This is a genomic window from Rhodospirillales bacterium, from assembly GCA_020638175.1.
GTDB lineage: Bacteria > Pseudomonadota > Alphaproteobacteria > Micavibrionales > Micavibrionaceae > JACKJA01.
In genome coordinates this window covers 1,155,679-1,180,772 of record JACKJA010000002.1, presented here as the reverse complement: position 1 = coordinate 1,180,772, position 25,094 = coordinate 1,155,679, and the positions used below count along the sequence as shown (strand labels likewise).

Annotated in this window: 16 protein-coding genes and 3 tRNA genes; 4 read left to right on the top strand and 15 right to left on the bottom strand. The window is 53.1% G+C overall.

From position 1 onward, the window contains the following. Positions 1-53 precede the first annotated feature (53 nt). Together mfd and H6868_05685 are read right to left on the bottom strand one after the other, a co-directional pair. Positions 54-3,557, bottom strand: coding sequence for a transcription-repair coupling factor (gene mfd, locus H6868_05690; GenBank protein ID MCB9988813.1), 3,504 nt, complete (start codon positions 3,555-3,557; stop codon positions 54-56). Positions 3,558-3,566: 9 nt separating this feature from the next. Continuing rightward, positions 3,567-3,833 (bottom strand): succinate dehydrogenase assembly factor 2, encoded by a 267-nt coding sequence (locus tag H6868_05685; protein MCB9988812.1) that lies wholly within the window; start codon positions 3,831-3,833, stop codon positions 3,567-3,569. A gap of 86 nt (positions 3,834-3,919) precedes the next feature. On the opposite strand from H6868_05685, the gene recG reads away from it, so the two are divergent. Continuing rightward, a complete protein-coding gene (recG, locus tag H6868_05680; protein MCB9988811.1) occupies positions 3,920-6,028 on the top strand; it encodes an ATP-dependent DNA helicase RecG in 2,109 nt (702 codons plus the stop codon). A gap of 132 nt (positions 6,029-6,160) precedes the next feature. Then, positions 6,161-8,305, top strand: a complete 2,145-nt coding sequence (locus tag H6868_05675) for a hypothetical protein (GenBank protein ID MCB9988810.1) — start codon at positions 6,161-6,163, stop codon at positions 8,303-8,305. Between the two features lie 8 nt (positions 8,306-8,313). Here the strand turns inward: H6868_05675 and H6868_05670 are convergent, their stop codons facing one another. From H6868_05670 to coaD, 5 genes are all read right to left on the bottom strand, one after another. After that, the gene (locus tag H6868_05670) at positions 8,314-9,024 is read right to left on the bottom strand and encodes a DUF502 domain-containing protein (GenBank protein ID MCB9988809.1); all 711 of its coding nucleotides are present in this window, start codon (positions 9,022-9,024) and stop codon (positions 8,314-8,316) included. Between the two features lie 304 nt (positions 9,025-9,328). Then, on the bottom strand, positions 9,329-10,390 hold the full coding sequence (locus tag H6868_05665; GenBank protein ID MCB9988808.1) for a sel1 repeat family protein: 1,062 nt from the start codon (positions 10,388-10,390) through the stop codon (positions 9,329-9,331). 338 nt (positions 10,391-10,728) lie between these two features. Next, positions 10,729-10,803 (bottom strand) — tRNA-Gln (locus H6868_05660). 132 nt (positions 10,804-10,935) lie between these two features. After that, positions 10,936-11,011 (bottom strand) — tRNA-Lys (locus H6868_05655). 92 nt (positions 11,012-11,103) lie between these two features. After that, positions 11,104-11,589 (bottom strand): pantetheine-phosphate adenylyltransferase, encoded by a 486-nt coding sequence (gene coaD / locus H6868_05650; protein MCB9988807.1) that lies wholly within the window; start codon positions 11,587-11,589, stop codon positions 11,104-11,106. A 131-nt stretch (positions 11,590-11,720) separates the two neighbouring features. Here coaD and H6868_05645 point away from each other — a divergent pair, with 131 nt between their 5' ends. Continuing rightward, positions 11,721-12,056 carry a hypothetical protein gene (locus H6868_05645; protein MCB9988806.1) on the top strand — a complete coding sequence of 112 codons (336 nt, stop codon included), beginning with the start codon at positions 11,721-11,723 and terminating at the stop codon, positions 12,054-12,056. Here H6868_05645 and H6868_05640 read toward each other — a convergent pair. The 5 genes from H6868_05640 to ssb form a co-directional block, all read right to left on the bottom strand. Then, on the bottom strand, positions 12,053-12,841 hold the full coding sequence (locus tag H6868_05640) for a 23S rRNA (adenine(2030)-N(6))-methyltransferase RlmJ (protein ID MCB9988805.1): 789 nt from the start codon (positions 12,839-12,841) through the stop codon (positions 12,053-12,055). The genes H6868_05645 and H6868_05640 overlap by 4 nt on opposite strands. Further along, a complete protein-coding gene (locus H6868_05635) occupies positions 12,842-13,291 on the bottom strand; it encodes an NUDIX hydrolase (GenBank protein ID MCB9988804.1) in 450 nt (149 codons plus the stop codon). A 1-nt stretch (position 13,292) separates the two neighbouring features. Next, positions 13,293-15,941 carry a DNA gyrase subunit A gene (gene gyrA / locus H6868_05630; protein MCB9988803.1) on the bottom strand — a complete coding sequence of 883 codons (2,649 nt, stop codon included), beginning with the start codon at positions 15,939-15,941 and terminating at the stop codon, positions 13,293-13,295. Positions 15,942-16,081: 140 nt separating this feature from the next. After that, a complete protein-coding gene (locus H6868_05625) occupies positions 16,082-16,531 on the bottom strand; it encodes a DUF2059 domain-containing protein (protein ID MCB9988802.1) in 450 nt (149 codons plus the stop codon). A 32-nt stretch (positions 16,532-16,563) separates the two neighbouring features. Continuing rightward, positions 16,564-17,058, bottom strand: coding sequence for a single-stranded DNA-binding protein (ssb, locus tag H6868_05620; protein ID MCB9988801.1), 495 nt, complete (start codon positions 17,056-17,058; stop codon positions 16,564-16,566). 108 nt (positions 17,059-17,166) lie between these two features. Between ssb and uvrA the strand changes: the two genes are divergently transcribed. Continuing rightward, positions 17,167-20,001: an excinuclease ABC subunit UvrA gene (uvrA, locus tag H6868_05615; protein MCB9988800.1), complete on the top strand. Its 2,835-nt coding sequence runs from the start codon at positions 17,167-17,169 to the stop codon at positions 19,999-20,001. A gap of 120 nt (positions 20,002-20,121) precedes the next feature. Here uvrA and H6868_05610 read toward each other — a convergent pair. The 3 genes from H6868_05610 to H6868_05600 form a co-directional block, all read right to left on the bottom strand. Further along, positions 20,122-20,208, bottom strand: a tRNA-Leu gene (locus H6868_05610). A gap of 73 nt (positions 20,209-20,281) precedes the next feature. Next, positions 20,282-22,576: a hypothetical protein gene (locus H6868_05605; GenBank protein MCB9988799.1), complete on the bottom strand. Its 2,295-nt coding sequence runs from the start codon at positions 22,574-22,576 to the stop codon at positions 20,282-20,284. Then, a complete protein-coding gene (locus H6868_05600; GenBank protein MCB9988798.1) occupies positions 22,577-25,078 on the bottom strand; it encodes a hypothetical protein in 2,502 nt (833 codons plus the stop codon). It abuts the gene before it with no gap. Between the last annotated feature and the right edge of the window lie 16 nt (positions 25,079-25,094).

Here is a 25,094-nt window from a genome sequence, read left to right as displayed (position 1 = left end):
CCCGGTTTATGAAAAAATGCTTTTATGGCATTTTCTGGAAAAACACAAATTTTTTATGCCTGACCGAAAGATGCCATTTCTTTCATCAGGCTACGGACACCTTTGACGCGGTGAGCGGCGGTGTCCCATTGGCGGATAGCAACGAGTTTTTGATCGGGGCGGAGCTTGAGCGCCCCACCCTTTTCCTGCATCCAGCCCATTAACCCCGGAATATTGGGCGGGCTATCCTTGTAAAAGCCGATGACCGCCCCTTTCGGCCCCGCTTCAACGCGGTCAACGCCGGCTTGTTTGCAAAGCTGTTTGATCTCGACGATTTGTAGCAGGTTTTCGACTTCCTCCGGGATTGGGCCGAAACGGTCGATTAATTCAGCGGCAAAGCTTTCAATCGCGTCCTTGTCATGCAATTCGGACAAGCGACGATAGAGGCTCATCCGGACGTTCAAATCTTCGACATAGCCATCGGGGATCAGAACCGACATGCCGACATTGATTTGCGGCGACCATTTTTCTTCGGCGACCTCGCCATGCTCCCAGTCCAACCCTTCGCGCGCCATCGCGACAGCTTCTTCCAACATCTGCTGGTACAGTTCCACGCCGACTTCCTTGATGTGCCCTGACTGCTCTTCGCCAAGCAAATTCCCCGCACCACGGATATCCATGTCATGGCTGGCGAGCTGGAAGCCGGAGCCGAGCGTGTCGAGCGTTTCAATAACCTCAAGCCGCTTTTGCCCCTGGTCGGTCAGCTTTTTGCCGGGGTCGTAGGTCAGGTAAGCATAGGCACGCTGTTTGGAACGGCCGATCCGCCCGCGGATCTGGTAGAGCTGCGCGAGGCCAAACATATCGGCGCGGTGCACGACCATCGTATTGGCGGTCGGAATATCGATCCCGCTTTCGATGATATTGGTCGCCAGCAGCACATCGTACTGCCCGTCATAAAAGGCGGTCATGCGGTCTTCGAGGTCGCCGGGGGCCATCTGGCCGTGCGCTTCGATGACTTTGACTTCGGGGACAAGCTCTTGCAGCGCTTCCTTGACGCTTTCCAGATCCTTGATGCGCGGACAGACATAGAAGCTCTGGCCGCCGCGGTAATGCTCACGCAGCAGCGCTTCGCGGATCACCACCGGGTCATAGGGCAGTACGAAAGTGCGGATCGCCAGCCTGTCCACGGGCGGCGTCGCGATCAGGCTCATTTCCTTCACGCCCGTCAGCGACATTTGCAGGGTGCGCGGGATCGGCGTGGCGGTCAGGGTCAGCACATGCACGTCGGCCTTGAGCTCCTTGAGCTTTTCTTTCTGCTTCACGCCGAAACGCTGCTCCTCATCGACGACGACCAGCCCCAGATTGGCGAATTTGATGCCCTTGCCGAACAGCGCGTGGGTGCCGACGATGATATTGACGCTGCCGTCCGCCAGCCCCGGCGCACCTTTGTCGGCATCGCGGGCGTTCACCATCCGGGAGAGCTGTTCGACGCGCAGGCCTGTCCCCTGAAAACGGGTAAAGAAGTTTTTAAAATGCTGGCGGGCGAGCAAGGTTGTCGGCACGGCCAGCGCAACTTGGACCCCGTTGATCGCCGCCACATAAGCGGCACGCAGAGCAACCTCCGTCTTGCCAAAACCGACGTCACCGCAGACAAGGCGGTCCATCGGGTAGTCGTTTTCCAGATCGGCCAGAACGGCGCTGATCGCGCGCTGCTGGTCGTCGGTTTCCTGATACGGGAAGCGTGCGGCGAAATCCTCGTAATTATCGTTCACGGGCAGTTTTTCACCCTTTTGCAACGTGCGAGCCGCGGCAATCTTCAGGAGATGATCGGCAATCCGCATCAAATCCTTTTTCACGCGGGCTTTACGCGCTTGCCAGCCTGCTCCGCCGAGCTTGTCGAGTTGGACCGTGCCTTCATCACTGCCGAAACGGGAAAGAACCTCGATATTCTCGACAGGAACAAAAAGCTTATCATCACCGCTGTAGACGATTTTCAGGCAATCATGCAGCGTTTTACCAACTGACAGCGTTTCCAGCCCCGCGAAGCGCCCGACACCGTGATCTACATGGACAACCAGATCCCCCGGCGCAAGCGATGAAACCTCCGTCAGGAAATTATCCGCTTTTTTGCGTTTCTGGGCTTTGCGGGCCAGACGGTCGCCGAGGATATCCTGCTCTGTCACCACCACCAGATCGGGGGCGGCAAAGCCATGTTCGAGCGCCAAAACCGCCATCCCGGTTTGACCGGGCGCCAGTTTTTTCACATTCCCCCATGACAGGCAGTCTTTCAAATTGGTAAACCCGGCATGCTCCATCAGCCCTTTCAGACGCTCTTTCGAGCCTTCGGAGTAAGCCGCGATCAGGATTTTCTCTCCCGCCCTGCGGTGGGCGGCGATATATTCCGACAACGCCTTAAACACGTCGCCATCGGGCAAGGCACGGATATCGGCGAAATCACGGCCCTTCTTTGCCGTTTCTTCACCGCCGGAAAACGGAGACAAAATTTCCGCCTGCGCCGTCAGGACCTCCCAGTCCCGCGCCCCCAGATAAAGGCGCTCGATCGGCAGCGGATGATAAATCGTGCCGGACAAAGACACGTCTTTACCTTTTTTCTGGCCAGCCCCCGCCGCTTGTTCCAGCGTTTTACGGGACTGGTAAAAATCAGCGATCTGCTCGCCCCGCTCGGTTTGCACTTGCGGCGCTTCATGATCGAGAGTCATCGCCGCGCCGGGAGTATAATCAAGCAGCGTATCCATGCTTTCGAAAAACAGCGGTAGCCAATGATCCATGCCGTTATAGCGCCGCCCTTCCGAGACCGCGCCATAGAGCGGATCATCGCTGCGCGGAACGCCAAACAGCTCACGATAGCCGGACCGGAAGCGGGCAATCGAGTCTTCATCCAGCGTAAATTCCATTGCCGGGCGCAAAGAAAACCCGTCACAATTTTTATCGGTAAGCTGGCTGGCGGGATCAAATTCCTTGATTGATTCGATTTCATCCCCAAATAAATCGATACGGACCGGATTTATATATCCGGACGGAAAAAGATCAATTATACCACCGCGTACAGCGTATTCCCCATGTTCACGCACGGTGTCCGTTCGATCATATCCATTGCCGGACAGGTAGCTTTGCAGCGCCCCCCTGTCAAGCCGCTCCCCGACCTTTGCCGAGAAGGATGAAGACGCCAGAGATGCTTTAGGAGGCACTTTTTGAGTTATCGCATTAACAGTTGTTAGCAAGATACGGGGATAGCGTTTTTTTTCAGACTCCCATGCCAGCAGTTCCGTAAGTGCCCCCACCCGCTGCGCAACAATCTCCGGGTTGGGCGACACCCGGTCATAAGGCAAGCAATCCCACGCCGGGAACGTTACGATCTTTACATCCGGGGCAAAGAACCCCAGCAATTCCGTGAGCGCCGCAATCCGCGTATCGTCTAGCGCCACATGAACCAGCACACGGTCCTCCGGCATCAAGGCCCGCGCCTTTTCCGCCAGAATGCGGGCGTCCTGGCCCTCCGGGCACCCGAAGAGAGTTTTGTGCGTCAGGGCATTATCTGGTTGTGATGCCGTTTCCATGCGGCCCTTTTAAGCAGCAAACCGGTGCTGAAGCAACCTTTCCATGACCGGATTCATTTTATTGGCCGGAACGGGTTCCCGCCCCGTGATCCAGTTATAGATATCGAGATCAGGCTCCTTGAGGAGTTCATCATATAAATCCAGCTCTGCTTCGCTGAAATCTGCGATATTCCTGGCAGCAAACGTCCCCAGGAATAAATCCATTTCTTTTGTCCCCCGGTGGCCGGAACGAAAGATCAAGCGTTTGCGTTTGGTTTCAATATTTTCTACAGTCATGGTTCAAGACAATAACAAAAATGTCATTCTGAGCGAAGCGAAGAATCCTCTTTGAACTAAAAAACAGATCCTTCGCTTCGCTCAGGATGACAGTTAGCAAGGTTGGCATGCCTCGTCCCTTTGAAATAGACCCGCTGTTCCGGCGTGTAACCGAGTTGCCTGGCATCGGGCCGCGCAATGCCAAGCTGCTGGAAAAGCTGTGCGGCGGGGAACGGGTTGTGGATTTGCTCTGGCATCTGCCGATTGATTTCATTGATCGCCGTTTCTCCCCAAAACTGGCCGACGCCCCGGATGGAAAAATCTGCACCTTAAAAGTTACTGTGGGCAAACACTTCCCGAACCAGCGCAAAAGCCAGCCTTACAAAGTCTGGTGCACTGATGAAACCGGGACAATCAACCTTATTTTCTTTCACCCGCATAAGGACTGGCTGCAAAAACAGCTTCCCGAAGGCGCGACCGTGATTATCAGCGGCAAGGTCGAGCATTATCAGGGAAAGCTGCAGATGACCCACCCGGATGCGATCGGGCCAGAGGAAGACCGGGCCACCATTGAAACGGTCGAACCGGTTTACCCTTTGACGGCGGGTCTGACCAACAAAACCGTGCGCAAGGCGGTGCAGGCGGCCTTAGGGTTTACCCTCAAACTGCCGGAATGGCTGGATCCGGCATGGCGCTCTAAAAACAAATGGCTCGACTGGCATAAAGCGCTGGATGCCGCACACAATCCCCCCGATGAAAGTGCGCTTGATCCGATGCACCCGGTCCGGGCGCGCCTTGCCTATGATGAATTACTGGCCAACCAGCTCACGCTGATGCTGGTGCGGCGGCAACAACGCAAGATACAGGGCCGCGCCTTCAACGGCGACGGGCGCTTACAGGCAAAACTGCGGGCTGCCCTGCCCTTTACCCTGACCGGGGCACAAGAGCGTTCATTAAAAGAAATTGAAACCGATATGAGCGCGCCGCTACGGATGCTTCGCCTCCTTCAGGGGGACGTCGGCAGTGGTAAAACCGTCGTGGCGGCGCTGGCGATGATGAAGGCCGTGGAGTGCGGCACACAAGCCGCCATCATGGCCCCGACGGAAATTCTCGCCCGCCAGCACGCCGAGAGTCTGAAACCATGGCTGGAGGCTGCCGGGGTGCGATTTGTTATACTGACGGGGCGGAACAAGGGGAAAGAGCGCGAAACACTGCTCCAGCAAATCAGCAATGGCGCGGCACAGGTTGTGATCGGCACCCATGCCTTGTTTCAGGAAGATGTTGCCTTTGCCGATCTGGGGGTTGCCGTCATCGACGAACAGCACCGCTTCGGCGTACATCAGCGGATGCAGCTTTCGACCAAAAGCAAAGGCACCGATATCCTTGTCATGACGGCCACGCCGATCCCGCGAACGCTGACCATGACAGCCTATGGCGATATGGATGTCAGCCGCCTTGATGAAAAACCGCCGGGCCGTAAACCGGTTGACACGCGCCTGATTGCCAAAGACCATATGGAGCAGATGATTGACGGGATCGCCCGGCAAATCGAAGCCGGCGCCCGCGTGTACTGGGTGTGCCCCCTTGTTGAAGAGTCAGAGGTTCTGGACCTCGCCGCCGCGGAAGAGCGTTATGAGGTTTTACAGGCCCGGTTTGGTGAACGTGTCGGCCTTGTCCATGGCCGGATGAAGCCCACCGAAAAGGACGACGTGATGGCCCGGTTCGCACGGGGCGATCTGGATATCCTTGTCGCCACGACGGTGATCGAGGTTGGCGTCAACGTCCCCGAAGCCACAATCATGGTCATCGAACATGCCGAGCGTTTTGGCCTGTCGCAACTGCATCAGCTCCGCGGCCGGGTTGGGCGCGGCGCGGATAAATCATATTGCTTCCTGCTCTATAGCGGTCCTTTGGGCGAAAATGCCAAAGAGCGCCTGTCGATCATGCGGGAGACAGAAGACGGGTTCCTGATCGCCGAGAAGGATTTAGAGCTGCGTGGCGCCGGTGACATCCTCGGCACGGCCCAGAGCGGCCTGCCCCGTTTTAAAGTCGCCGATCTGGAGGATCATGCGGTTCTCCTGCCTGCCGCCCGCGACGATGCACGGCTTATCATTGAAAAAGACCCGGAGCTGGAAACGCCGCGCGGCAAGGCTTTGCGTACCTTGCTGTATTTATTTGAACGCGATCAGGCTATATCGTATCTAAGAACTGGATAAAGGCCTTAAAAGTAATAAATCGTTAATTATTAGAGCTATAAAATCGAACTAAATTTGTATTTTCGGGAAAAATCCGGTATATATTTGCCATATTTATAAAAGCGGCAACGGCAGGGATAGAGGACGAGAGAAATGGCGACAGCTAATGACGATATGAAAGATCGGCTAGAGGTGGATCTGGCTGAACAAAAACAGCCCGGCATTCATAAGGCTGCGCAGGCCGCTCCTGAAGCCTCCCCGGAAGAAGATGTAAGAAGGAAGCCGGAACAGCTATCTTTTGATTACACCAACGAACCGGACCCGATTAAAAGAATTCTGGATGCCTTGACCAAGGCTATTCACCCGCAGGAAATTGTACATACGGAATCCAGCCGTGGTTATCTGCCATGGGCTGCGGCGCATTTAAAGCCACAAGCCAACTTCAGCACTTTAAAGGACGGCCAGCCCGTCCGATTCACCCATACAGTTGAAAACACCAAGGGCGTGAGCGAAGATCGTCATTACGATGTAACTCACGACAAGATCACTTTTACGGACAACAACGCACTTTTTGAAGCCAGCGATGCGTTTGAAATGGCATGGATTGCCAGTTTTGACCCGGATATGCACGCCAACCCGGTTACTCTGGAAGGTAACGAGCGCGAAAAAGCTCTTTTGTATCTGGCCATTGACCATATGGGACTGGAAGCTACCCTTCCCCTTCCCAAAGAAATCATCGAGAACTATCGTGCGGAATGGGATGCTTTCCTGAACGGGCCAAAAGCACCGCAATTTGACGCCAGCTATGCCAAGGGCGGACCGATCACCTGCCCAGACTATCTGGCAATGGCTAAAAAACCGGTGGCTGCGCCGCCTGCACCAGAAGCTGCGGATGCTACCGAGGATATTTCTCTGGACATCCCGGGGGAAGATGTAGCGCCGAAATCAGACATATCCCAGAAAACCCGCCAGATACTGTCAGAATACCTAGCGCCGGAAGAACTTTACAGACAAGCCCGCCATGATATTGAGAACAGGGAGCCCGGCACCGTTACGATTGATGATATCAAAGGGCTGGGAGATACCCCCGTACAAACATGGCAGGCCCAAGGCGTTTTGAAAGCCTTGACGGCTGAAGGATTGCTTGACACCCAAAAAGACGGTCACCAAACGATCTACAGTAAACCCGCTCCGTCCGATGCGACGCCGGAGTTGGCGCAAATACCTTTGCTGCCACCTGAAGTCACAGAAGAGGCCGCCGGAGAGATTATTGTTTCCGAGGACATTGCGTCTGCTGAAGCTGAAAACGCTCCCGAAGCGCTGAAAAACGACCGGCCGGATGTTATCCTGCTGGGGCAAGACGCTCCGAAACAACAGCTTGTCGGCCCTGCTACGGCTCACAACGATGACAGTTTCACAGATTTACCCCACGGCCTTTCAAGAGCAGCCTGGGATGACGTTATCCGTTCCGATGCCGGGAAGAAACCTTCTTCCAAACCGGTCGTCGTTGAGGGTCGTTCAGAACGCGTTATCGAAGATGTGGCTGTAGAAGCCCAAGCAGCGCCCCAGACCTCACCATTGCCTGCGCCGCAAGATGTTTCCGCCATTGAAGATGCCGAGTTCCGCGAGATCCCAGCGGATGAAGCTCCCCGGAAAAACACAGTGGAACCGGAACCGCTTCTCACACGTGAAGAACTCGACAGCATCCGTGCGGAGTTTGCATCCGCTGAAGCGCCCGAGAGCGACGAGCCCATAAAGACGCCGGAACAAAAAGCGGAAGAATATATCCGGGAGAAAACTAACCTGACGGTTGAACATTACCGCCGGTTAAGCGCTATGGTCGCCGAAGATATTTCCCGTGGTGCGATTGATGGCCCTGTCGTTTTTCCCCGCGACATTGCAAAACCTCAGAAATACCGCGAGCAAGGAGTTGGCGTGGGCCGGGCGAACCATATTCTTCACGCTATGGGGATTGAAGGCCGCGTTATCGAACCTCTGGAAGGCGATTCCAAGACTTATCTGATCGTTGACGGTGATGCACTGGAGCTTTCTGTCGCTGGCGAGCCACAGAAAAAACCGGCAGCCCCGCTGAAACTGACGGAAGATGACGTCATTGACAGCCAGAGACCGGTTTCCGAAAACCAATACAGGAAAATCAAGCAGACCTTTGCCGGCAGCGCCGAAAAAACCACGGGTCTGCGCCTGCGGGCCTGCGTTGAAGAGCATGAACTGGAAGAGCATGAAACCCGCTATGTTCTGGGCCGACTGAAACAGGACGGTCTCGTTCCCAAGGTATAGCGTTCCGTTTATTTTGAAGACGACTTGGCTTTTTTATCTTCCGGAGCGCCTTCAACCCCGCGATCCGGCGGCGTGATGATGCCGGCGGAAACCACCAGTTTCACAGCTTCCTCAACCGTCATATCGAGATATTTCAGCTCTTTTTTCGGTACGAACAACAAATAGCCCGATGTCGGGTTGGGCGTTGTCGGCACGAAGACGTTGATCGTCTCGTTAGCAGTCACGCGCTGAACCTCGCCTTGTGAGCGGCCCGTCACAAAACCGATCGACCAAACGCCCTTGCGCGGGTATTCCATCATCACGACCTCGCGAAACGCTTGGCTCTGGCTGGCCATAATGGTTTCGAAGATTTGTTTTATCGCCTTGTAGATCGTCCGTATCACCGGCATTTTATGCACGAAGTACTCAGATACGCGGATAATCAGGCGACCCAGAAAATTGCGGGCGAACCAGCCGACAAAGATAAAAAACACCAGCGCAATAATAACGCCTATCCCCGGAATGGCGGTGTGCGGGTAGTACTGATCGGGAATCAAGTGGGTGACCTTACGGTCGATAAAATTCAAAAACGTATAGGTCAGGTAAATCGTAATGCCGATCGGCGCCGTTACCAAAATCCCGGCCAGGAAATAGGTACGAAGACGCGCAAACACCCCCGTCTTACGGCTCCCGTCCTCATGGGCATCCTGTTTTTTATCGCTGGTTTTCTGATCTGCCATTTAAGAGGCCTCCCGCCCGACTCGTATACTACCGAAGCGCCCATTCTAACGATTCTTTTCAGGAAGGAAATCGAAAATGGCTGTGCTGACTAACCAAATAAAAACTGAGTCTCCGGTTTTTGTATTTAAAATCAAATAATTAGCGCAAATTTATTTGCCGTAATTCAGAATTTTTTCTAACTGCTTCCTTTAAGTTCTTTAGCTCAACCGCTACTGCATCAATGGTCATACCGCAAACTTAAACAGATCGATCTGTTAAAACCGCATGCCGGAATGACCTTTTGGGAACAGAGTCTCTAATTTTCTATTCGCCCCTTTCACATATATTATAATTCTCACTAAACATCACATAGCTCCCAAGTATCGATTGCCTAATCCGTGTCCAATCTTTACGTTGTTCCAATTCATTCAAGAATTGCGCACATTCCTCTTGATTTGGGCTATAGCTTTTTAAACTTTCTGATATTTGCATTTGTTTAAGTATAAGAAAATCAGCAGTATCTAAACCATTACGCTCAGCAAATTTGGTTAAAGGTTTGCCGAATTCTTTTATCTGCTCTATATGCATTTTTGAAATAGACATACTCAAATCTGAGTAAGAATTTGTGGCTAAAAGTTGGTCACATTTAATTGCTGTATCATTTTGAGCAAACATAAAATTATTGAGTATTTCTGCTAGTAATTCATCCTCATGATAGCAAGCAGTTTGTTGTAGATTTGAGAATTCCACCGTAACAAGCAAATCAGCTGCTTCGCTGCTTCCATTTTCTTTTGCCCTTTTAAGCCATGACATACCTTTTTCTCTATCTTGCTCAAAACCAACGCCATTTATGTACATAGATCCTAAATTATATTGTGCTTCAGCATGACCGCTTTCTGCTGCTTTAATTAAAAACTCTAATGATTTTTCGTGGCTCTGAGGGACACCATCTCCTCTCATATATTGATAGGCCATCTTAAAAAGGATTTCTGGATTTTCTTCAAAAAGATCTTTGGGTTGAGATGCCTTACTTTCTGCATTATTCAGCGCATCATTTTCGGCAGCTTGGGAAAGGGTACTCATGAGCCTTGGTTTTAAAACATAGTCGTTATATGCGCTTGCGCTCAGATCTACTAAGCCGACTATACATAAAAACCATGCGAATATTGGAAACCACAGTTGTTTTGGTTTCTTTCGCAAGGCACCAATAACAAAAGCGACACATCCTAAAATAAGTGCCGAAATAAGCAATTTAATCGTGATAATTCCAAGCAATGCCGCTGCGGTGAATGCACTTGGAACATCAACGGATAAAACAGCAGAGGCTATAGTAAAAAGAATGCCTGCAATTAGTAGCGCTAAGTTAAGTTTAGAAATTTTGATCATGATACAGCCTTAATAATTGTGAAAAGAGTAAAGCTGATATATTGCGACAAATCAAGAACATAGAAGACATCAGTCTCCAGTCTCTAAAGATTGCTCACTGCCGTGGATGAATGGTTTCAAGGGGTTAAGAAGGGTATGACCAACATTTTAGCCGCATCTCTAGTCATAAAATGCCGTGCTTATCAAATTCGTCGCCGAGATCGCTACCTTTGGCAAGTTCGAAACGTAGCAATCTTTGCGCTTAAACCGCTCGCATTTCTTCGAAGTGTTTCAAGACCATGTCCCGAAACCCCTTGAAAACTGCGGTATCTCTCTTGCTAAATTATTATGGAAATAAATGGCTGGGGTGGCAGGATTCGAACCTGCGCATGCCGATACCAAAAACCGGTGCCTTACCGCTTGGCTACACCCCAACATGAGTAATTATCAGGCGGCAAACCTATATAATTCACAAATAAAATGCAAGGGGAAGATTTTAAGTTTTTTTGAGGCTGGGGGGAAATCCACAAAAAAGCGATGCTGGTGGGCAAATAACAAAGGAAAAATGGTGACCGCGCGGGGATTCGAACCCCGGACCTACTGATTAAAAGTCAGTTGCTCTACCGGCTGAGCTACACGGTCATGGAGATACGGGGGTTATGCCCCGTAAATAGACTGCGGCACTTTATGTATTTGAACCCGGCCCGTCAAGTTTTCTTTGCCCTAAAAGTGGATTATTTGGCGAATTTCTCTTTCAGGCGCGCTTCGACCGCCGGGGTAACGACCTCTGAGACATCCCCGCCCAGAGAACAGACCTCTTTAACAACCGAAGACGACACAAACTGCCATTTATCCGATGCCGTCAGAAATACGGTTTCAATATCCGGCGCCAGCCGCGCATTCATCCCGGTCATCTTAAATTCAAATTCGAAGTCGGACACCGCGCGCAAGCCCCGAAAGATAAAAGACGCGCCAATATCCCGCGCATAGTGAACCAACAGGTTATTAAAGCTTTGCACTTCGATCGGGCAGTGCTTGTCATGCATGTTCGCAATATCGGTCCGCAGCATGTCCAGACGTTCTTCCAGTGTAAATAACGGCCCTTTACGCGGACTGTCCGCCACGGCGACCGTCAAACGGTCGACCAGCTTGCTGGCACGGCGAATTAAATGCAAATGCCCCTTGGTCACCGGATCGAATGTCCCCGGATAGACGCCCATGCGCTGATTTTTTGTCTGCGTGTCCATAGTTCGCTGTTTTAACCGCTGATGTTATCCAGTACAATAAGAAAAAATTTACTTTTTATCCCTTATCCTCTTCGATGGGTTATAACAAGACGGACTTTTTACCGATGGTCATGGAAATTAAAATTATCTCGCTCAGCAACAGCGAACTCAAATCTGCCGTCATGCGCCAGCTATTGCGCGGGGATGAACAAGGCCGCGAGTTTCACATCAAGGATCTGAAAGTCCATGACACCCCTCCGATTTCGGCGGACGTCACTCTGGAGCGTGTCAGCGGCCGGGTCGAAGAGAAAAACCTGGATCACGGATTTCTGGCGGCGGCCATCCTGCGTTTTTGTATGGATAACAAGATTCCCCTGCCGCGCAGCGCCACCAAAAACCTTCAGGTCGTCAACGGCCTGCTCAGCATGTTCCTGAGTATGGAAACCACGGACGTCCGCTAGTTCTTTTTTCTCAGAATCCGGATCAGAACTTCACTGATGGCGCTGGATTTTTTCTCCACGCCTTCGGGGGGATTGAACAAAATCAGGCCGCTTTGCACCATGCCCTTATGCGGCTTTTCCGGGAACGGCGCATCAATAACGATATGGAGCGCTTCGTCTGTTAGCGGTCCCAGCTCTTTCAGCAGGATTTTGTGATAACCGCCGCCGGCCAGCACCGGATACCAGACCATAATCTTTGTTTCCGGGGCTTTATCGAGGATCGCGCGGACGGTCCGGGCAGTTTGTTCATATTCGGCTTTCACCTCATAGCTGGGGTCGATCATAACCAGCGTATCCGCGCCCCCTGCTCTGGCGGCGGCTTCTTCATGGCCGTCCTTTTGTTCGATCGTCAGATTGGGCATCCGGCCCAGAGCCGCTTGCAGGTGCTTGATTTCACCGGGGTGGAGCTCGTATAGCGCCATCATGTCATCATCGCGCTTCAGCGCCGCTATACAGCCCGCAGAGCCGGGGTATTCCGGTTTCCATGACCGTACCGCGTGGACATAGGGCGCGAATGGCGGCGGCAGGCGTCCAGTGTCCAGCTTGGTAATCCCGGTTTCAAATTCGGCAATTTTTTTGGCCTCCGGCGCGGTCAGATCATACAAGCCTCGCCCGGCATGAGTATCAACATAGGTCAGCGGCCCGGCGGCTTGCTCTTCCATCTGCGCCCACAGCGCGCACAACACGGCGTGTTTATGAACGTCGAACCAGCCCCCGGCATGGTAAATATGTTGGTAAGAGAGCATTTATTCCTTCGTTTCTATCCCGCAATAAAGCGGATCACAGGGTTTACCTGTTAACCAGTCCCCGTCTTTCAGCAGGGACGGGTACACGTTGTCGAGATTTTGAAGTTCTTCCAGCGTGAAAAAACGGCTGGCTTGCACCGCGCCCTCCGGGTCGTGATCCGTCCATTGTTCGGGCAACGCCGCGCCCTCTTCGACCCGCGCATAAAACAGCGTTTGCATGATGTGGAAGTCTATGGATGGGTTAAAAAACTCAGAGATCGCGAACACATCGCCGATATCAACGGACAGACCGGTTTCCTCGAACGTTTCGCGGCGGGCACAGCTGCGGATATCCTCGCCATAATCCGTGCGGCCGCCAGGGGTAATCCAAAACCCGCTGCTCTCTTTGACCAGAAGCAACCGGTTTTCATGCACGACCACAGCGCGCGCAGCGACCTGTGGCCGGGGCATGTTACTCTTCCTCTTGTGAGGATGCGGCTGTTTCTACCGGCGCTTCATCAACGCTTGCGCCCTCTTCCGTCTGGATTTCCTCGGCGTCGCCCTCTTCTTCGTCTTCATCCTCCTGAACCAGCCAGGCAACAGAGACGACTTTTTCGTCTTTGGCGACCTTGAAGATCGTCACGCCCTGCGCGCTACGGCCCGTAAAGCGGACATCGGCGACGGGGGTGCGGATGGTTTGCCCCTGATCGGAGACCAGCATGACCTGATGCTCGTCCGTGACAGGGAATGTCGCGACAACTTCGCCGGTCTTGGCGGTGACATCCATATTGATAACACCGGAGCCGCCGCGGCCAGTAATGCGATATTCGCTGGCGTAGGTGCGCTTGCCAAAGCCGTTTTCGGAAACACACAAGAGAGCTTGCCCCTGTTCACCTTCGGCTTCGCGTTTCAGGATCGACATGGACATGACTTCATCGCCGCTGCCCAGTTTGATCCCGCGCACACCGGTAGACGCCCGCCCGGCAAAGACCCGGATGGCATCGACCGGGAAGCGGATGGCTTTCCCCTTACGTGTAGCCAGGAAGACGTCTTCATCTTCGCGGGCGATTTTAACGGCCACAAGATTTTCATCATCGGCCAGCTTCATCGCAATCAGGCCGTTGGAGCGGATATTTTTGAAGTCCGTCAGCTTGTTCCGGCGGATCGTGCCGTGCGATGTCGCGAAAACGATATCGAGTTGATCCCACAACTCTTCATCTTCCGGCAAGCGGAGATAAACGGACACATATTCGTCCTGCTCCAGCGGCAACAGGTTTACCAGCGCCTTGCCGCGCGATTGCGGGCTCGCCAGCGGGAGTTGCCAGACTTTCATCTTGTGCACGATCCCGCGGGACGTGAAGAACAGGATCGGGGTGTGGGTGCTGCCGACGAACAGGTCGGAAACGAAATCCTCGTCCTTCAGCGCTGTCCCGCTGCGGCCTTTACCGCCGCGGCGCTGCGCCCGGTAGGTGTCGAGCGGCACCCGCTTGACGTAGCCGCCGTTGGTGACGGTGACGACCATGTCTTCACGCTGGATCAGTTCTTCGATGTCTTCTTCGAATTCAGCATCGACCAGCTGCGTCCGGCGCGGCGTGGCAAAACGGTCTTTAATATCCTGCAGTTCCTCGCGCATCACATCCAACAGCTTTTCCCGGTTGCCCAGAATGGCTAGATATTCAGCAATCGCATCGGTAATCTCGCGCAGTTCATCACCGATTTTATCGCGCTCCAGACCTGTCAGTTTGTGCAAACGCAGGTCCAGAATGGCGCGCGCCTGTATTTCGGACATTTGATAGGTATTGTCCTCATAAACCGGGTACTCGGGATCGTCGATCAGCTCGATAAGCGGCGCGATATCGTGCACCGGCCAGCGTTTGGCCATCAAGCCTTCCCGGGCTTCGGTCGGATTGGCCGCGCCACGGATCAGGGCAATGATTTCGTCGATATTGGCCACAGCCACAGCCAAACCGGCCAAGACATGTCCCCGCTCCCGCGCCTTGCCCAGCTCGTAAATCGTCCGGCGGGTAATGACTTCCTCACGGAATTTAACGAAGGCCTTGATGAAGTCGCGCAGCAGCAGCATTTCCGGGCGGCCATGATTCAGCGCCACCATGTTGGCCGGGAAATTGGTCCGCAGCGCCGTGTGCTTGTAGAGCTGGTTCAAAACGACGTCGGCGACGGCCCCTTTTTTCAGTTCAATAACCACGCGCACGCCTTCGCGGTCGGATTCATCACGAACTTCGGCAATATCCTCGACGATTTTCTCACGCCCGACTTCGCCCAGACGTTCCAGCAATTTCCCCTTGTTCACCTGATAGGGAACTTCGTGGATAATGATGGCTTCACGGCCAGAGCGCACATCTTCGAACGAGGCTTTCGCCCGCATGACAATCGAGCCATTCCCGGTCGTGTAGGCTTTGTGAGCGCCGCTGCGGCCCAGAATTTCACCGCCCGTCGGGAAATCCGGGGCGGGAATAATCTCAATCAGCTCTTCATTGGTGATATCCGGGTTGTCGATATAGGCATAGCAACCGTCAATAACCTCGCCCAGATTGTGCGGCGGGATGTTCGTCGCCATCCCCACGGCAATACCGCCCGCCCCGTTGACCAGCAGGTTCGGCACGCGTGAGGGCAGCACCGTCGGTTCGATCATCGATTCATCGTAGTTCGGCGTGAAATCAACGGTGTCCTTGTCGATATCTTCAAGAATGGTTTCGGCCGATTTTGCCAGGCGCGCCTCGGTATACCGCATGGCCGCCGCCGAATCACCGTCCATGGAACCAAAGTTCCCCTGCCCGTCGATCAGCGGCAAGCGCAAGGACCAGTCCTGCGCCATCCGTACCAAAGCTTCATAAAGCGCATTATCACCGTGCGGGTGATATTTACCCATGACATCCCCGACGATCCGGGCTGACTTCTTGTAGGATTTATCGGAGGTATAGCCCCCGTCCTTCATGGCGTACAGAATCCGCCGGTGCACCGGTTTCAGACCGTCGCGCACATCGGGCAGCGCCCGGCTAACGATCACGCTCATGGCGTAATCGAGGTAAGAGGTCTTCATTTCCTCTTCCAGCGCAATCGTAGGGAATTTTTCGTTCTCGGTCGTCGTCGTGTCGGTCATGATTTTCCGTGGCTTTCCGCGATTCAAATTAACCGTTTATCAGTAGCAAATCCCCCCCGTTAAAACAACGGAAAAAGCACAAAAAACCAAGGTTTTTCGATGATATCAGGGGTTAAATTTGATAACGGGGAAAAGAGAGGCTATTTTGCCTCATCCGCCGGGGCGCCCGTGCGAAGTTTCATCAAGGCGGCATCCATCATCTTCTGGATTTCGGGTTCGACAATCGCCTGATAAACCGGCAGCTTTTCGGTGATCGACTTAGCTTCGTCCGATCCGAAATACGCCACCATTTTCTCCAATTCCGCAGCGGTGAAGGTTTCGGCCATAGCCTCGACCGATATCTTTTCCAGCTTTTCGTTATCAACGGACTGGTTGATGGCATTCACAAATTCTTCCTGTTTTTCCGGCGGGACATTGCGGACAATCTGCGTCACAACGGCTTCGACCTGCTGGTACACCGGTTTGATGATGTGCATTTGCCGCGCCAGCTCCAGACGTTTTTGCATATCTGCCGAAACGGCCTCATCCTGTGCCATAGCGGCAAGCGGCAAAAAAGCAACCAGCGCGAACGCCCATAAAAAACGCATCATTTCAGTATTACTCCTTGGAAACAGGTTAAAGCCTAGAACGGTATTTCATCTTCGAGATCATCGACCGGGGCCGGCGCCGCAGCAGCCTGTGCCGGAGCCGCGCCATAGGATTGCTGCGGGCCGTTATCCTGGAACCCGCCGCCTTGCTGGCCCCCGCCAAAGCCGGAGCCGCCCTGATTGCGGGAATCCAGCATGGTCAGTTCGCCGCGGAACGGGCGCAACACAACTTCCGTCGTGTATTTTTTCTGGCCGTCCTGTTCCCATGAACGGGTTTCCAGCTGGCCTTCGATATAAACCTTGGAGCCTTTATGCAGGTAATTTTCGCACACATTGACCAAGCCCTGATTAAAGACAACCACGCGGTGCCATTCAGTTTTTTCCTTGCGCTCGCCGGTTGCCTTGTCTTTCCAGCTCTCGGATGTGGCGATCGACAAATTCACAACCTTGTCGCCGGACTGCATCGTGCGCACTTCCGGTTCGTTGCCCAGGTTCCCGATCAAAATAACTTTATTGACACTGCCAGCCATATTCTCTTCTTTCTTCTCTTTACTAAAGGGTGCGTGGAATATAGGTAACTATAGACTCTGCCCGGCAGATGAAAAGAGTAAACTTTACAGGAACAGACGTTTTTCCCCATGCTGACGACCATTTCCATCCGCGGGGCGCGGGAACATAATCTGAAAAACATCAACGTGGATATCCCGCGTGACAAGCTCGTGGTCATTACCGGCCTGTCGGGATCGGGGAAATCGTCCCTTGCCTTTGACACCATCTATGCCGAGGGGCAGCGCCGTTATGTTGAAAGCCTGTCAGCCTATGCACGGCAATTTCTTGAGCTGATGTCCAAGCCGGATGTTGACAGTATCGAGGGGCTATCCCCGGCCATTTCCATCGAACAGAAAACCACATCCAAAAACCCGCGTTCGACGGTCGGCACGGTCACGGAAATCTATGACTATATGCGCCTGTTATGGGCGCGGGTGGGCATTCCCTACTCTCCGGCGACCGGCAAACCGATCGAAAGCCAGACGGTAACCCAGATGGTCGACCGGATCATGGCGATGGAAGACGGCACGAAGTTATACCTGCTGGCCCCGATCGTGCGCGGGCGTAAGGGTGAATACCGCAAGGAGTTGGCCGATCTCCGCAAGAAAGGTTTCCAGCGTGTCAAAATCGACGGTACGCTTTACGAGATTGAAGACGCCCCCGTGCTCGACAAGAAATTCAAGCATGATATCGAGGTCGTCGTCGATCGCCTCGTCGTCCGCGATGACATTGGGACGCGGCTGGCGGATTCGCTGGAAACCGCGTTATCTCTGGCAAACGGGCTGGTCATCGCCGAAAACGCGACGAGCGGTGAACAAACCTTGTTTTCCGAGCAATTTGCCTGTCCCGTGTCCGGTTTTACGATCCCGGAAATCGAGCCGCGGCTATTTTCCTTTAACAACCCGCATGGGGCCTGTCCGTCTTGTGACGGTCTGGGGATGCGGATGTATTTCGATGAAACCCTGGTGGTACCCGATGTCAACATGACGCTGGAAGAAGGAGCGATTGCCCCGTGGAACGGCGGGTTCAAGACGTTCTATCTGCAAGCCATGAAGGCGGTCGGCGAACATTACGGGTTCCGGATCGATGTACCGTGGAAGGATCTGGATAGGAAACATCAGGAAATCATTCTTTACGGGTCGGGCACTACACCGATCAAAATTGTTTACACGAGCAAAAGCGACAATGCGTGGAAGAGTAACAAACCGTTCGAAGGCGTTATCCCGAACCTTGAACGCCGCATGCTCGAAACCGACAGCAACAGCCAGCGCGACAAACTGGAAAACTACCGCGCCGGTGCGCCTTGCGAAGCGTGTGAAGGCAAACGCCTGAAACCCGAAGCGCTGGCGGTCAAGATTTCCGGTAAGCACATTGCCGAAATTGCTGATCTGGGGATTGGAGAAGCACAGACATGGTTCGCCGCCGTTCATGACAAGCTGAACAAACAGCAAAAGGCGATTGCCGAAAAAATCCTGAAAGAGATCAACGAGCGTCTGACGTTTTTGACCAATGTCGGACTCGATTACCTGACACTATCACGGAAATCAGGAACATTATCAGGCGGGGAAAGCCAGCGTATCCGGCTGGCTAGCCAGATCGGTTCCGGCCTGACGGGTGTTTTATATGTTCTGGATGAACCGTCGATCGGCCTGCATCAGCGTGATAACAACCGCCTGCTGGAGACTCTCCAACGGCTACGCGATCTGGGGAATACGGTGTTGGTGGTCGAGCATGACGAAGACGCCATCCGGCTGGCCGATCACCTGATCGATATGGGGCCGGGAGCCGGAACACATGGCGGTGAGATCGTTGTCAGCGGCACGCCGCAAGACGTGATGAATTGCCCGGACAGTATTACCGGGCGGTACCTGACGGGCGTCGAAGAAATCCCGCTACCGGCCAAACGGCGCAAAGGAAAAGCCAAACGGTTTTTGTCCGTCACCGGCGCTACCGGGAACAACCTGAAAAACGTCGACGCCCAAATTCCGCTGGGGACGTTCACCTGCATCACCGGGGTTTCGGGATCAGGAAAATCGACTCTGACGCTCGACACGCTGTACAAGGCGGTTAACCAGCGCCTGAACAAAACACGCGACAATCCCCTGCCCTTTGACACGCTTGAAGGTCTTGAGTTTATCGACAAGGTCATTGATATCGACCAGTCCCCCATTGGCCGGACACCGCGCTCCAACCCGGCGACCTATACCGGGGCGTTTTCACCAATCCGTGACTGGTTTTCCGGTCTGCCGGAGGCCAAAATGCGCGGCTACAAGCCGGGACGGTTTTCGTTCAACGTCAAGGGAGGGCGCTGTGAAGCGTGCAGCGGTGATGGTGTTATCAAGATCGAGATGCATTTCCTGCCCGATGTCTATGTGACCTGCGAGGAATGCAAAGGCGCGCGTTATAACCGTGAAACATTGGATATTAAATTTAAAAACAAATCGATAGCCGATGTCCTTGATATGACGATTGAAGAAGCAGCATCATTTTTCAAAGCCGTGCCGTCGATTCGTGACAAGATGGAAACCCTGAAATCCGTCGGGCTGGGATATCTGAAGGTCGGGCAGCAAGCCACAACCCTGTCGGGCGGGGAGGCGCAGCGCGTGAAGCTGTCCAAGGAGCTGTCCCGCCGTTCAACCGGCAAAACGCTCTACATCCTTGACGAACCAACAACGGGCCTGCATTTCGCCGATGTCAAAAAGCTTCTGGAGGTTCTGCATGCCCTCGTCGATCAGGGGAATACCGTCGTTGTGATCGAGCATAATCTGGACGTTATCAAGACAGCCGATCACATTATCGATATCGGGCCGGAGGGCGGCGATAAAGGCGGGATGGTCATTGCCACCGGCACACCCGAGGATATCGCGGCGGCGCCCAAAAGTTATACGGGGCGGTTTTTAAAAGGAATGCTAAAAGCGAAATAATTTTTGGGAGCCTATAGGCGTTTCAATTTTCTTTTTCACAAGGCACAAGGAGCGAAACGTATTAAACATACGTAAGCGACGATGTAACGATGTAAAAAAGGAAAGAGGAACGGCTATAGATGGTACGGGTAGTCAGAGTCGAACTGACACGTCCTTGCGGACACCAGATTTTGAGTCTGGCGCGTCTACCAATTCCGCCATACCCGCATACCTGAGGAGCGAATAGAAATAATCGGAAACAATTAAAAATGCAAGAGAGAATAGGAAAAAGCTGTTTTGCCTATTTCCCGACCTTGATCCAGTCCACCCCGTTGCAATACTGCATGGCATTGAAATCGGTGTTGTAGATCATCTGCCCCTCGACCCCGTTGGGGTTGAAGCAGCTATAGGGCTGGCCGGTACGCACACAGCGAATAGGATGAACACCGCCATCGGCTTTGCTATTTGTATTACTGATACCCGTATTAAAATTCTTGTACTTTGCCGCGCCCCCATCAAACTCAGTTGAACTCCAGTAATCGTCCGTCGAAAAGCCACCGATAGGAACTCTGTTCGTATAAAGAACAGTGAGCTGCGAAATTGCCGGCAAGAACCAGTCTGAGTGCCCGGCAAAACTTAGATTTTCGCAAACTTCAAAAGCAGGATAATTGGATAGCGGACTGAAATTGCTTACGATAATCGACTGATTGGAAGCCCCATCCGTATTAGACGTCGCGCCGGTAACCTGACTGCTAAACCATAAATACCATTTTGCGCTGGCACTCTGATCCGCAGGCGGAACATAAAGCTTCGTTCCCAACACTTCTCCCGCATACACACTGCCATCCGGACAGACATCTCCAATATTGGGACAGATTGTGGGCGCAGGAGACAGCGCCTTCCCCATCGGATGCAGCCCTTGGTCCGAGCAAAACTGCATCACGTGATCGTCGGCGTCGTATTCGATTTTCCCCGGCACGCCCTGACAATAAAGCTGCCCGATTTCGGAAGAAGACAAGGCACGATTGTAGATGCGGACATCGTCGATCTGACCCTTGTAAGGATAGACACCATTGGCCCTTTGGCCCAATGTAAAATGATTTGTATTGGCCATAGATCCTGTTGTCGTATCGGTAACAGTGTTATCAAGCAAGCCATCCATATACAGATATAGAGTACCGCCATTTTTGACAAACGATAGGTGGTGCCATTGGTCATCATTATACGTAGATGATGTGGTCGTTGCAGGATTATTGGAAGCATCATATCGCCCTATCCAGTATTTTCCACTTCCGGGATGCGTGTGATTATAATATCTAACACCAAACGGATAAGCCGCCGTACTATTCCATTTATTAATAATTGTATTACTCGTTGAAGCCGTATCAGGCTGGTTCGTAGAAGGTGTCTTTATCCACAAAACGATGGAAAAATCATCACTTGGCCCAAAGTTGAGCGCATTAATATCTCCGAAATCGGCATAATCATCTACCCCATCAAAATCCAGCGCGGTGCCGATTTTGCCGGGGACGGAATCGTTGGTGGCATCCAATCCGCCAGCCATCGTCCCGTTGTTGCCATTGCCGGAGCTGTCCGCCGCGATGGTGCCACTGGTTTCATCGAGTTTCCAGTGACCGACGAGGCCCATGGTCAGGTTGCACGGCCCCGCGCCGGCAAGGCAGGCGATTTCAGTGGCGTCTAGCGCGCGATTGTATACGCGGACATCGTCGATACTGCCTTTTGACTCTGTTGTGGTCGTTGAATATGCCTTACCAATTACCAATCCATATTCCGCATTTCCCCACAAAGTGCCGCTAATTGAGTTTATTTTTCTTACTGTTCCATTAATGTATATTTTCTCGCTCTGCCCATCATAGCTGTAAGCCACATGAATCCAGTCCCCTTGGTTGAACTCTGAAGATAGCATGGTATAGTTGTTGACGCTTGTCGCAGCACCAATCCTAATTGCTGTTCCAATGACTGGAGTTTCATTGGTCCATTGAATTCCACCTGCATCAACGCTTAGAAAGTTGTAAGATGAGCCGTCTTCACCATTTATGCTCCCCAACAATCCGGCTTGGTCAGAGTTGTTTGGCTTGAACCAAGCCGCAACGGTAATAGAACCAAGGTTATTCAACGCGGGATCCGCCGACACCCTGATGTAGTCATCCGTTCCATCGAAATCAAACGCATTGGCCAGCTTGCCGGGTAAGGAGTCGGTACTGGCATCAAGGCCGCCAGCCATTGTCCCGGTATTCCCGTTCCCCGAACTATCCGCCGCGGTGGTGCCGGAGGTTTCATCGAGTTTCCAGTAGCCGACAAGCCCGCTGGTCGGCATGTTGTCGGCGTTCAGCGCCGCCATTTCCTTCCGACCCATAGCAACCCAATCAGTGCCGTCGCAGTACTGGGCCATGGAGGCATCGGTATTATAAATCATTTTTCCGGCATTGGCCGCGGGGCTGGAACAGGCCGCATGGGCGGCGGCGGGCAGGAGGAAAACAACAGCCATGGCAAGAAGGCAAAGCCCGACACTTAATTGCCGCGGCAGGCTTTCCCACTTTTTTCGCAATGACAAAATGTTCCTCATGCTTTTCATTTATTCTCCTGCGTTGCGCCAGTTGGTGCCGTCGCAATAAACCATCTTTTTGTTCGTTGTGTCGTATTGCCACGCCCCGACAGGCGCCGCGGCAATCGTCCCGCTGGCGGCACAGCTCGTCCCGCCGGTGCCGGGGTTTGTTATGTTTATGTCATGACGCCCCAGCCCCGAACAGAATGTCAGCACGTCATCGGTCACGTTGTAATCCATAACTCCGGCGGCGGTTTCACAATAAAGGTTGGCAACTTCATCACCAGACAAGGCGCGGTTGTAGATGCGCGCGTCGTCAATACTGCCTTTATACCACTCAGAGCTTCCAGCAGCAGAACCGATATACCAATTTGTTGCTGCATCTGTTGTATCACCGACTGATGGTGTATTGTTGCTGTTTACAAGTATGCCATCGACGTACAGCATAAAATCAGCATTGTCACGAACACCCGTAACCAAATGCCATTTTCCATCAGCCAACGATGGGCCTCCAGACAGAGCGGATGAACTTGACGCAGAATCCCTGTTGTTGAATTGCGCTCGTTCAGTTGCGCTAATTTCAATTCCCGCCAAAGCACTACTGGGTTTATAAATCGCAATAATACGGGAACAGCAACTCGAAAAATCATTTTGCGTCTTAATCCAAGCAGAAAACGTGTAATACGTATCCATATTATCAAACAAAGATGGACTTCCTAAAAGGACGGTGTCATCCCCCCCATCAAAATCGATGGCTGTATTTATTTTGCCGGGGACGGAATCGTTGGTGGCATCCAATCCGCCAGCCATCGTCCCGTTGTTGCCATTGCCGGAGCTGTCCGCCGCGATGGTGCCGCTGGTTTCATCGAGTTTCCAGTAACCGACGAGGCCGTTGCTTTTCCAGCCGGGGTTCGTTCCGGCGTCGGTCAGCGCGCCATTTTCGGTAAAGCCACCGCCAGAGCCCAGGTTGGTATGCCATGTCGCTGTATCGCCCGCGACATAAACGATGGGAACGTTGCCGGTTGGTTTGCTGCCGTCCGCACCCAGATAAACAGGATTGCCGGCGGCGTCGATAAACCGGCGGCGGTTGGCTTCCACCGTTAAATCCAGATATTCGCCATAGTTGATATAAACATCGGCCAGATCGCCGTCGAATTTACCACCCGCCGTAAACGGGTTGGCGCCAATGCCAAAATTAGGGTTCGTGAAGTCGATATTATCCCCGACGGTACTCTGGTACAAAAGAGTGCCAGAAGGATCATCGTCGAAATAAAGGGTGCCGCTGCCCAGAATATCCAGATCGACGCTGGCAATCAAATGGTGCCAGCTCGTATCCGAGACATTCGGCGAACGCAAATTGACAAGTTCCCCCCCGGCACCGTTTGTCGCCTTGACCAGCATCCGACCGCTGGAGTTATGCTGGGTCAGGAAGTGCGAATTATCCGTAGAAGCCACAATGGCCGTCACGCCGCTCGAATCTCGTCTGAACCAGTAACTAACCAACAATTTACGGGAATCGGACGTGCCGGTCAGGTCAGCGCCTCGCGTCAGATAATCGCTGGTGCCGTCGAAATGAACCGCGTTGGCGGTATAGGGTAAGTTACCCGGATCGTTGACCGCATCGGTCAGCGCGCCGTTTTCGGTAAAGCCGCCGCCGGTGCCCTTGTTGGTGTGCCAGTCCGCCGTGTCGCCGGACAGGAAAACAATGGGGCTGGTCCCGGTTGGTCCTTCGCCGTTTTTGCCCAAGGGGACGGGATTGCCATCGGCATCAATAAATTTGCGGCGATTGGCGGCAACTGAAAAGTCTATATAAGTGCCAAAATCCAGCCAGAGATCGGCAACATCCCCGTCAAACAAATCTGCGCTTGAAGCATTGGAACACACCGCATGCTCGGCGGCCGTGAAGTCAATATTACCACTGGCACCATCAAAAGTTACGACATTGGATACGTCAACATCATCAATATACATTTTGGCGCTGCCCGGCACATCCAGATCGGCACTAAACAACAGGTGATGCCAGCCGGTATCGGTGATTGTTGTCGTCGATGCCAAGCTTAAAACGGTCGTTCCCCCCGCAGAAATATCGCCTTTCACACGAACTTTATTCCCTACTTCGGTCTGAATTAAAAACCTTCCACCCTCGACTATATAAAGCACACCAACCTGTCCGGTAACGTTTTTTCTAAACCACAGGCTGCCGCTGACTTTTTTGGAATCGGCGTTGCCGGTCAGGTCGGCGCCGCGCATCAAATAGTCATTAACGCCATCGCATTCTACGGCGTTGATGAAATACGGTTTGGCGCTCATATCCACCCAGTTCGTGTCATCGCAATAGCGATAAGTGGAGTCGGCCGAGAAATACCCGACCGATCCCGCGGCCCCGACCGGGGAACTACACGCCGCCTGCGCGGCGGAGGGTATAACAAGGGCCGTCATTGCGAAGAGCATCAGCGTCGCGGTCATCCATAAACGTAATTGACGCTCTGGATTGCTTCGCTGCGCGCGCCCTGACGGTTTTTCTGTCATCATCCGTTTTTCCATCGTT